The 8,586-nt window shown below is 68.4% G+C and carries 8 protein-coding genes; 4 read left to right on the top strand and 4 right to left on the bottom strand.

Annotated features, from left to right (window positions below):
• Positions 1-36: 36 nt before the first annotated feature.
• Positions 37-957 (bottom strand): M14 family metallocarboxypeptidase, encoded by a 921-nt coding sequence (locus tag O0J73_RS20115; protein ID WP_308309475.1) that lies wholly within the window; start codon positions 955-957, stop codon positions 37-39.
• 131 nt (positions 958-1,088) lie between these two features.
• Here O0J73_RS20115 and O0J73_RS20110 point away from each other — a divergent pair, with 131 nt between their 5' ends.
• The 3 genes from O0J73_RS20110 (at position 1,089) to O0J73_RS20100 (ending at position 5,824) form a co-directional block, all read left to right on the top strand.
• Positions 1,089-3,170, top strand: a complete 2,082-nt coding sequence (locus O0J73_RS20110) for a TonB-dependent siderophore receptor (RefSeq protein ID WP_308309474.1) — start codon at positions 1,089-1,091, stop codon at positions 3,168-3,170.
• Between the two features lie 62 nt (positions 3,171-3,232).
• Positions 3,233-5,005 carry a chloride channel protein gene (locus O0J73_RS20105; RefSeq protein ID WP_308309473.1) on the top strand — a complete coding sequence of 591 codons (1,773 nt, stop codon included), beginning with the start codon at positions 3,233-3,235 and terminating at the stop codon, positions 5,003-5,005.
• 102 nt (positions 5,006-5,107) lie between these two features.
• Positions 5,108-5,824, top strand: a complete 717-nt coding sequence (locus tag O0J73_RS20100) for an MgtC/SapB family protein (RefSeq protein ID WP_005409984.1) — start codon at positions 5,108-5,110, stop codon at positions 5,822-5,824.
• 31 nt (positions 5,825-5,855) lie between these two features.
• On the opposite strand, the gene O0J73_RS20095 is transcribed toward O0J73_RS20100, so the two are convergent.
• Complete coding sequence (locus O0J73_RS20095; protein WP_049457383.1) at positions 5,856-6,263, bottom strand: MerR family transcriptional regulator; 408 nt, start codon at positions 6,261-6,263, stop codon at positions 5,856-5,858.
• Positions 6,264-6,326: 63 nt separating this feature from the next.
• Between O0J73_RS20095 and O0J73_RS20090 the strand changes: the two genes are divergently transcribed.
• Positions 6,327-7,154: a class I SAM-dependent methyltransferase gene (locus O0J73_RS20090; RefSeq protein ID WP_308309472.1), complete on the top strand. Its 828-nt coding sequence runs from the start codon at positions 6,327-6,329 to the stop codon at positions 7,152-7,154.
• 80 nt (positions 7,155-7,234) lie between these two features.
• Here the strand turns inward: O0J73_RS20090 and O0J73_RS20085 are convergent, their stop codons facing one another.
• Together O0J73_RS20085 and O0J73_RS20080 are read right to left on the bottom strand one after the other, a co-directional pair.
• Positions 7,235-7,498: a hypothetical protein gene (locus O0J73_RS20085; protein WP_006450485.1), complete on the bottom strand. Its 264-nt coding sequence runs from the start codon at positions 7,496-7,498 to the stop codon at positions 7,235-7,237.
• Positions 7,499-7,646: 148 nt separating this feature from the next.
• On the bottom strand, positions 7,647-8,489 hold the full coding sequence (locus O0J73_RS20080; protein WP_308309470.1) for an OmpA family protein: 843 nt from the start codon (positions 8,487-8,489) through the stop codon (positions 7,647-7,649).
• Positions 8,490-8,586 lie beyond the last annotated feature (97 nt).

Raw genomic sequence — 8,586 nt, 5'->3', positions numbered from 1 at the left:
TTCCCGTGGTTGCCGGCCAGCGGCCGGCACTACCGGTCAACGATGGGCGAGCGCGTAGTCCAGGGCCGAGCACACCGCGGCCACCTGTGCGTCGTTGCACTGCTGCGGCGTGGCGCGCGGGCTGTCCGGGTAGACCTCGGTGGTGGTGGTGTACTTCGCACCGGTGATGCCCGCGCACAGCGCCAGCTTCTCCAGCGGGTACTCGATCACGCCATGGGCGACCACCGGCGAACCGATGATTTCGCCCTTGTCGTCGGCCGGGGCGATGTGGGTGACCTTCTCCACCGCGGCGATCACCGCCTGCTGGAACGCCGGCTGCGGGTTCGCGGTGTCGTCGACCAGGTAGAAGCCATCCGGGATCAGGCCCGGCTCGAACGGCTTGCCATCACGCGCCGCCAGGGCCGGGCGGAACTCGCTCTCGTCGCTGTCGGTGGTTTCATGCAGATCGATGTGCAGCACGAACTGGCCCTGGTAGGGCGCGATCAGTTCGATCACGGCAGTCGACTCGCGGGCCGGGCCATCGGCGCGGAAATTGCGGTTGGGGTCGACCGCATCGAAGTTCCAGCGGTTGATGCGCTCAAAGCCCCACGGGTTCACGCACGGTGCCACCAGCAGGTTGGCCTTGCCGGCATAGTCGGCGGCGTGCTTCTCGAGGAACTCCAGCGCACCCATCACGCCGCTGGTCTCATAGCCGTGCACGCCACCGGTGACCAGCGCCGCCGGCAGGGCCGGATTCCAGTCACGGCTGCGCAGGGCAAACAGGGTGTAGGTCTCACCCGCGTAGTCGAGCTGGCCATAAGCCACCTTGTCGAAGCGCGAGGCCAGGGCCTCGATGCGCGGCAACACCTCCTGGTCATAGCGACGCAGGCGCTGCTGGCGGCCACGCCACTGGTCCCGTTCCGCCGCTCCCCACGGCTGGCCAGGGGTTCCGACGGGGTAGAAAGCGGCTTGGGACATGGCGGATCTCAGCGAGTCAGGAAGCAATCCATCACTCTACCACCCGGTCATCGGCATGAACCGCAGACGCATTCCATTGGCGAATGGAATCAGCAATAATTCTCATTTACGATCTTCCACGACCTGCCCAGATGCCCATCCACGCCCTCCGACCGGCCCGCCTGCCACTGGCCGCCGCCCTCGCCCTGTGCCTGCTCCCGGCCGCCAGCGCCTTAGCCCAGGACGGCGCCACCACGCTGGACAGCATCCAGGTCTCCGGCAGCTGGCTGGGCACCGGCCTGCACGACAGCGTCAAGAGCTTCGCCGGCGCCCGCACCGTGGTCGACCGCCAGCGCATCGAGGCCAGCGGCGCGGCCAGCATCGGCGATGCCATGCGCCGCATCCCCGGCGTGCAGGTCACCGACAACTCCGGTACGGCCGGCAGCTCGGTGTCGTTGAACATCGGCGTGCGCGGCCTCACCGGTCGCTATTCGCCGCGCTCCACCGTACTGCTCGATGGTGTGCCACTGGCGGTGGCGCCGTATGGGCAGCCGCAGCTGTCGTTCGCCCCGGCCAGCCTGTCCAACATCGAATCGATCGACGTGGTGCGCGGCGGCGGCGCGGTGCGTTACGGGCCGCAGAACGTGGGCGGCATCATCAACTTCAGCACCCGCGCCATTCCGACCGACGCCGGCCTGCACGGTGAGGCCGGTGTGCGCCACACCGCCTACGATCACGGCGGTGGCGACAGCACCCAGTACAACGCCTTCCTCGGCGGCACCGGCGACAACGGGCTGGGCGCCGCCCTGCTCTACTCCGGCCAGGACGGCCGCGGCTGGCGCCAGGGCAGCGATGATCGCTTCAACGATCTCGCACTGAAGTTCGCCTACGCCATCGACGAACAGCAGGAGCTGCGTGCCAAGCTGTCCTACTACGATGTGCGCTCACTGACTCCGGGCGGCCTGACCCGCGCGCAGTACGAGGCCGATCCGTTCCAGAACACCCGCCCCACCGATTTCTGGAAGGGCCATCGCACCGGCATCGACCTGGGTTACACCAACACGCTGTCGGCCAACAGTGAGTTCGAGGTGCTGGCCTATTACAACGAGAGCAACCGTGCCAGCTCGCTGATCAATGCCGCCAACACCCAGCTGACCGTGCAGCCGCGCGACTACCGCGTGCTCGGCATCGAGCCGCGCTACACCCAGCGCCTGCACTGGGGCAGTACGGTGCATGACATCACCGCCGGCTACCGCTTCCTGCGCGAGCGCGGCAACGACCGCAGCTACACCGTCACCCGCCGCACCGGTGCGGCCAGCGCCACCACCCGCTTCGACAACGCCACCGACGCCCACGCGTTCTACATCGACGACCGCATCGCGGTCGGCCAGTGGCGGATCACCCCGGGCGTGCGCATGGAGTGGATCGACATGGACCGCCGCCAGTCCGGCGGCAGCGCGACCTTCAGCAGCCGCAACAACAAAGCCCTGCCCTCGCTCAACATCGCCTACCTGCTGACCCCGCAGCTGACCGTGTTCGGCAACTACACCACCTCGTTCGGGCCGGTGCAGAACATCCAGCTGAATTCGCAGACCGCCAGCAACCCGCTGAACCCGGAAGTGGCCAAGACCACCGAACTGGGCGCGCGCTGGCAGGACGGCGCACTGCGCGCGGAAGTGACCGTGTTCAAGATGCGCTTCGACAACCAGATCCTGCAGGTGCCGGGCATCACCCCGCCGACCTTCCAGAACATCGGCGCCACCGACCACAAGGGCGTGGAAAGCGCGCTGGAATACCACTTCGCCGAGGACAGCGCGCTGGCCGGGCTGGAGCTGTACGCCAACTACACCTGGACCAAGGCGATCCAGCAGTCCGGCGACAACCGCGGCCTGGACGTGCCGTTCTATTCGCGCGACACCGACAGCGTCGGCGCCCGTTATGCCCTGGCCGGCTGGACTTTCAACGTTTCCAGCACCCACCAGAGCGGCCAGTTCTCCGATGCGGCCAACACCTGGGATGAGACCGCCGACGCGCGCGTGGGCCGCGTTCCCGGCGTGCGCCTGTGGAACGCGCAGGTGGCCTGGCAGGTGCCGGGGCTGGGCGACAGCGAGATCGCGCTGGGCGTGAACAACCTGGCCGACAAGCGCTGGTACACCCGCAACGTCGACGGCAACGCCGGGCGCATGGTGGCCGCGCCGCGCACCTTCTACGTGCAGGGCCGCTACCGCTTCTGAGGCGATAACCGCCCGATGCAGTGACGGTGGCGCTCACGGTGGCGGCGTATCATGCCGCCACCATGTCACTGCCCGTTTCACCATCGCGCCTGCATCTGGCCTTCCAGGGCCTGCGTCTGCGCCTGCGCGGCAGCGACCTGTGGTTCATCGCGCTGGCGCTGCTGGTCGGCCTGATTGCCGGCTACCTGACCCTGCTGCAATCGGGCATCGCGCGCTGGCTGCAGGGCGCGCTGTACGGCCTGGACGAAGGCATGCGGCTGAGCTCCCTGCCCTCGCTGACCTGGACCGCGCTGCTGGTGCTGCCGCTGGGTGGGCTGCTGGTCGGGCTGGTCAGCCTGGCCGCGACCCGGTTGAAACGCCCCCTGCTTGACGCGGTGGAAGCCAATGCGCTGCACGGCGGCCGCATGTCGATGCGCGACAACCTGATCGTGCTGACCCAGACCCTGCTGTCCAACGGCTGCGGCGCCTCGGTCGGGCTGGAGGCTTCCTATACGCAGATGGGCGCGGGCAGCGGCTCGCAGCTTGGCCGGGTGATGCGCCTGCGCCGCAACGACGTGCGCATCCTGGTCGGCGCGGGTGCCGCCGGTGCCATTGCCGCCGCCTTCGGTGCGCCGCTGGCAGGCGCGTTCTACGCCTTCGAGATCGTCATCGGTGCCTACACTCCGGCCGCGCTGGCGCCGGTTGCGGTCGCCGCTCTGGCCGGCGCGTTCGTGGCCGACCAGGCTGGCATCGAGGCCTACCTGCTGCCAGCCGCCTCGACGATTGATGTCCGCGCCGCCGACTACGCCATCTACGGCCTGCTCGGCTGCTGCTGCGCGATGGTCGGCATCGCGGTGATGCGGCTGATCGCCTCGATCGAAGGCACGGTCAAGCGCAGCCCGCTGCCGTTGTGGGGCCGCCCGGTGGTGGGCGGCCTGCTGCTGATTCCACTGGCACTGGCCAGCCCGCAGGTGCTGTCGTCGGGGCATGGCGCGCTGCACCTGGACCTGACCACGCATCTGCCACTGATCTGGATCGGCGGCCTGCTGACCCTGAAGTGCCTGGCCTCGGGCATCTCGCTCGGGTTCGGCTTCCGCGGCGGCCTGTTCTTCGCCTCGCTGTTCATGGGCACCCTGGTCGGCGCCCTGTTCGCCGGCCTGCTGGCCATGGCCACCGGGGTGCCGGTGATCGACGCCACCTCCGCCGCGCTGGCCGGGATGGCGGCGCTGGCCGCCGCCGTGGTCGGCGCACCGATGACCATGGCCATGCTGGTACTGGAAGGCACCCACGACTTCCTGTTGACCAGCGTGGTGATGAGTGCGGTGCTGGTGTCCAGCACGCTGGTACGGCAGTGGTTCGGCTACTCGTTCTCGACCTGGCGCATGCATCTGCGCGGCGAGACCATCAAGAGCGCCCGCGACGTCGGCTGGGTTCAGAACCTCAACGCCGGCCGGCTGATGCGCAAGGGCGTGGCGACCGCACCGGCCGACCTCGACGCTGCCGCGTTCCGCCAGCGCTTCCCGCTGGGTTCGGGCAGCCGGGTGGTACTGATCGATGGCGAAGGCCACTACGCCGGCATCGTGCAGATCCCGCGCGTCTATGGCGATGGCGTGAAGCCGGAGACCACGATCGGCGAACTGGCCGAGAACCGTGACGTGTCACTGTCGCCGGCCGCGGACGTGGTCAGCGTGATGCAGCGCTTCGACCAGACCCAGGCCGACGAACTGGCCGTGGTCACCAGCGATGGCCAGGTGCTGGGCGTGGTCTCCGAAGCCTTCGTCCGCAAGCGCTACGCCGAGGAACTGGACAAGCGCCAGCGCGAACTGATGGGCGAGCGCGTCGAGGACACCGACTGACCCCACAAAAAGGGGACGGAGGGGATTAAGTCGTTTGCGGCACATCTGGATATCCACGCAGGGCGTGGATCTACTGTCACTTCGACCGGGTAGACTCGGGCCATGCGCTTCATTGAAACCTTCCAGGCCGGCCCCTTCGCCGACACCGTGGTCAGCCTGCTGGCCGCCTTCGTGCTTGGCACGCTGATCGGTGCCGAGCGCCAGTACCGGCAGCGCACCGCAGGCCTGCGCACCAACGTACTGGTCGCGGTGGGCGCGGCTGCCTTCGTCGACCTGGGCATGCGTATCGCCGGCAGCGCCGAGGCGGTGCGGGTGATCTCCTACGTGGTCTCCGGCGTCGGCTTCCTCGGCGCCGGCGTGATCATGAAGGAAGGCATGAACGTACGCGGCCTGAATACCGCCGCCACGCTGTGGTGCTCGGCGGCGGTCGGCAGCTGCACCGGTGCGGACATGCTGGCCGAGGGCGTGCTGCTGACGGTGTTGATCATTGCCGGCAACACCCTGCTGCGGCCGCTGGTGAATGCGATCAACCGCATCCCGATCAACGAGGCGGCGACCGAAGCGACCTACGAGGTGCGCCTGAGCGTGGATGCCGAAGCGGTGCCGCGCGTACGCGAGCGGCTGGTCGATGCACTGGAGGCCGCGCAGTATCCGGTTGGCGATGTGCAGGTGGTCGAACATGCAGACGCGCCCACCGATGTAATCGCGGTCCTGGTCAGCACCGCCGTGAGCGCCGATGAACTGGACGTGGTGCTGGCGCGGATGGAACATGTGCCGGGCGTGCTGCACGCCACCTGGGAAGTCAGTACGCGCGATTGATTCATCCATGCATGGCGTGGATGCGCTTCTCTCACCCTCCCGCGATGCGCTGCTGGGCCCTCAACAACTTGCGGAATGAGCCGCACTGGCGCGCATCCTGCGCCTCCGGGCAGGCCGCCGCACGCTGCAGGTGCCTGCGTATCCGCTGCAGCTGGTTGATCTGCCGCTGCAGTATCTCGGCCTGTGCCAGCAGGGCGTCCCGGTCCAGCGTGAGGCATCCGCGCAGGGGCGGCAGCGATACCCCGATCTGCTGCAGCGACAGCCCGGCCGCCTGGCCGAGGCCAATCAGCGCCAGCCGCTCCAGCACCTGCTCGTCGTACTGCCGGCGCATGCCGCGACGGCCCAGGGCCTGCAACAGCCCCAGCTGTTCGTAGTAACGCAGTGTCGAGGCCGGCACGCCACTGCGCTTCACCACCTCGCCGATATCCAGTTCACGCATGGGCTTGACCTCAAGTCGCCTTCAAGCGCCAACCTATGGGCAACTTCCCTGCAAGGCAAGGCCATGGCCAGCACATCCCCGGTTGATCAGAACGCGCTCTGGAATGGCCCTGGTGGGCAGGTATGGGTCGCGCAACAGGCCATCCTCGATGGCCTGTTCCAGCCGATGGCCGATCTGCTGGTCAGCGAGCTGCCGGACACCGTCACGCAACTGCTGGACATTGGTTGCGGTACCGGCGCCAGCCTGCTCGCGTCCGCGGCGGCGCGACCAGAGGCGCACTGCACCGGCCTGGACATCTCCGCGCCGATGCTGGCGCTGGCCCGTCAGCGTGCCGCCGACGCAGGACTTGAGGCGGACTTCATCGTGGCCGATGCGCAGCAACATCCGCTGCCGCCGGCACACTACGACTGGATCCAGTCGCGGCTGGGCGTGATGTTCTTTGAGGACAGCGGCGCGGCCTTCGCCAACCTGCACCGTGCCGCGCTGCCCGGCGCCGGCCTTCGTTTCATTGCCTGGCGCGGTGCAGACGAGAATCCGTTCATGACCACCGCCGAGCGCGCCATCGGCGATGCGCTGGAACTACCGCCACGCCTGCCCGGCGCTCCGGGACAGTTCGCTTTCGCCGATGGCGGACGCGTGCGGCAGGTGCTGCTGGCCGCCGGCTGGAAGGATGTCGAGGTGGTCGCAGTGGACCTGCCCTGCTCGATCGCCCGTGCCGACCTGCCGACGTACGTGGGCCAGTTGGGCCCGCTGGGACTGGCGCTGCGCTCGATGCCGGAAGCCCGCGCCGCCGCACTCCGCGACAAGGCACTGGCGGCGTTCACCCCTTTCATCGAAGGCGACCGCGTGCGCGTGGATGCCGCCTGCTGGCACGTAAGCGCCCGAGCTTAGAAAAAGGGGACGGAGGGGATTAAGTCGTTCTTGCCCCGGCAGTGCCGGAAACGACTTAATCCCCTCCGTCCCCTTTTTTCCTACAGCGCCTCGCCGGCATCGGCCAGGCGCGATTCGATGAGCGCGTACCACTGCTGCAGGACGTCGATCAGCATGTCCAGCTCGGCATCGGTACGCTGCGCGCGGCCGCTGCGCAGGCAGGCCTGGGCTTCCTGCAGCTGGGCCAGGAACCCCGCCACGGTATCGGCCTGCAGGATCAATCCCGGCAGCCGCCGCCCGGGAATACGCACCACGGCGTGGTTGCCGAGCTGGCCATACACACTCAGTGTGGTTTCCGTCTTCATGGAAAGAGGCAGGAATTGGGCATTCATCGCGGGCACCATGGAAAACCTGAGCCGCCGGCAGGCGTGGTTGACGGGGGAGACGTTGCCACGTCCTGCCGACGGTCAGGGGGGACTCGGAATACCGGGGTCATGCCCCGGTGCAGGAATCTCAGCGCGGATGGGCCATTCCCGCGATCTGCACCCGCCGGTTCGGTGCCAGGCAGGCAATCAGCTCGCGGCGGTTGCGCTGCTCGCACTGCACGATCGGTTCGGCGGCCCCGCGGCCTTCGGCACTGATGCTGCCCGCAGGCACCCCACCCTGCACCAGTGCGGTGCGCACGGCATCGGCACGGCGCTGCGACAACGCCTGGTTGTAACTGGCGCTGCCGATGCGGTCGGTGTACCCGGTCACCCGGATCGACTGCACCTGCGCCGCCTCGCGCACCTGCGCCAGGATGCCCTGCACGGCCTGCTGGCCTTCGGCGCTGAGCTTCGCACTGTCGAAGCCGAACAGTGCGTCGGCAGACAGACGCAACGGCTGTTCCGGCAATGGCGCCGGTGCGGGTGCAGGCGGAGCCGGAGGCCGCGGCGGATCAAGCACGGCCGCGCACGATTCCGGCTTCCAGTACCCGGCCTGGGCGATACCCTTGCTGTCGAAGCGCACCTGGAACTGGCAGGTGAAGTACTCCGCGCCCTGCGCAGTGCGGAAGTTGAACAGGTAGTTCCACTCGCGCACGCCCCACATGCCTTCGTTGAAGTGCGGCGTGCCCAGCAGGGTGTACAGCTGGCGCTTGCTCATCCCGGGCGCAAAGCGGCGCAGATCGGCGACGTCGGGATAGGTGCCTTCCTTCAGCGAGGCCTTCGATGCCTCCGGGAAATGCACGGCGGTGGTTTCGGTGGGGCCATCGGCGGCTGGCGCATGGCTGCGGCAGGCGGCCAGCAGGCCGAGTCCCAGGAGCAGTCCCAGCGTCGCGGCAACGTGGCCGGCCTGGGCGATGCGATGCTGTTTCATGTCATTCCCCCTGTTGACGTTTCCGCGATGCCGGGCCGGCGCCGCCGCCCCGGGGGGGGGGGGACCACCGGGTGGGCGCGCCCCCCGCCCCCCCCGG

The sequence above is a fragment of the Stenotrophomonas sp. Sm6012 genome (genome assembly GCF_030985895.1).
GTDB classification, from domain to species: Bacteria; Pseudomonadota; Gammaproteobacteria; order Xanthomonadales; family Xanthomonadaceae; genus Stenotrophomonas; species Stenotrophomonas forensis.
The sequence above is the reverse complement of the archived record's forward strand: the minus strand, read 5'-3'. Positions and strand labels throughout refer to the sequence as shown.

Coding starts and splice junctions, on each gene's coding strand:
- O0J73_RS20115 (WP_308309475.1), bottom strand. CDS start 957: ATGTCCCAAGCCGCTTTCTACCCCGTCGGAACCCCTGGCCAGCCGTGG.
- O0J73_RS20110 (WP_308309474.1), top strand. CDS start 1,089: ATGCCCATCCACGCCCTCCGACCGGCCCGCCTGCCACTGGCCGCCGCC.
- O0J73_RS20105 (WP_308309473.1), top strand. CDS start 3,233: ATGTCACTGCCCGTTTCACCATCGCGCCTGCATCTGGCCTTCCAGGGC.
- O0J73_RS20100 (WP_005409984.1), top strand. CDS start 5,108: ATGCGCTTCATTGAAACCTTCCAGGCCGGCCCCTTCGCCGACACCGTG.
- O0J73_RS20095 (WP_049457383.1), bottom strand. CDS start 6,263: ATGCGTGAACTGGATATCGGCGAGGTGGTGAAGCGCAGTGGCGTGCCG.
- O0J73_RS20090 (WP_308309472.1), top strand. CDS start 6,327: ATGGCCAGCACATCCCCGGTTGATCAGAACGCGCTCTGGAATGGCCCT.
- O0J73_RS20085 (WP_006450485.1), bottom strand. CDS start 7,498: ATGAAGACGGAAACCACACTGAGTGTGTATGGCCAGCTCGGCAACCAC.
- O0J73_RS20080 (WP_308309470.1), bottom strand. CDS start 8,489: ATGAAACAGCATCGCATCGCCCAGGCCGGCCACGTTGCCGCGACGCTG.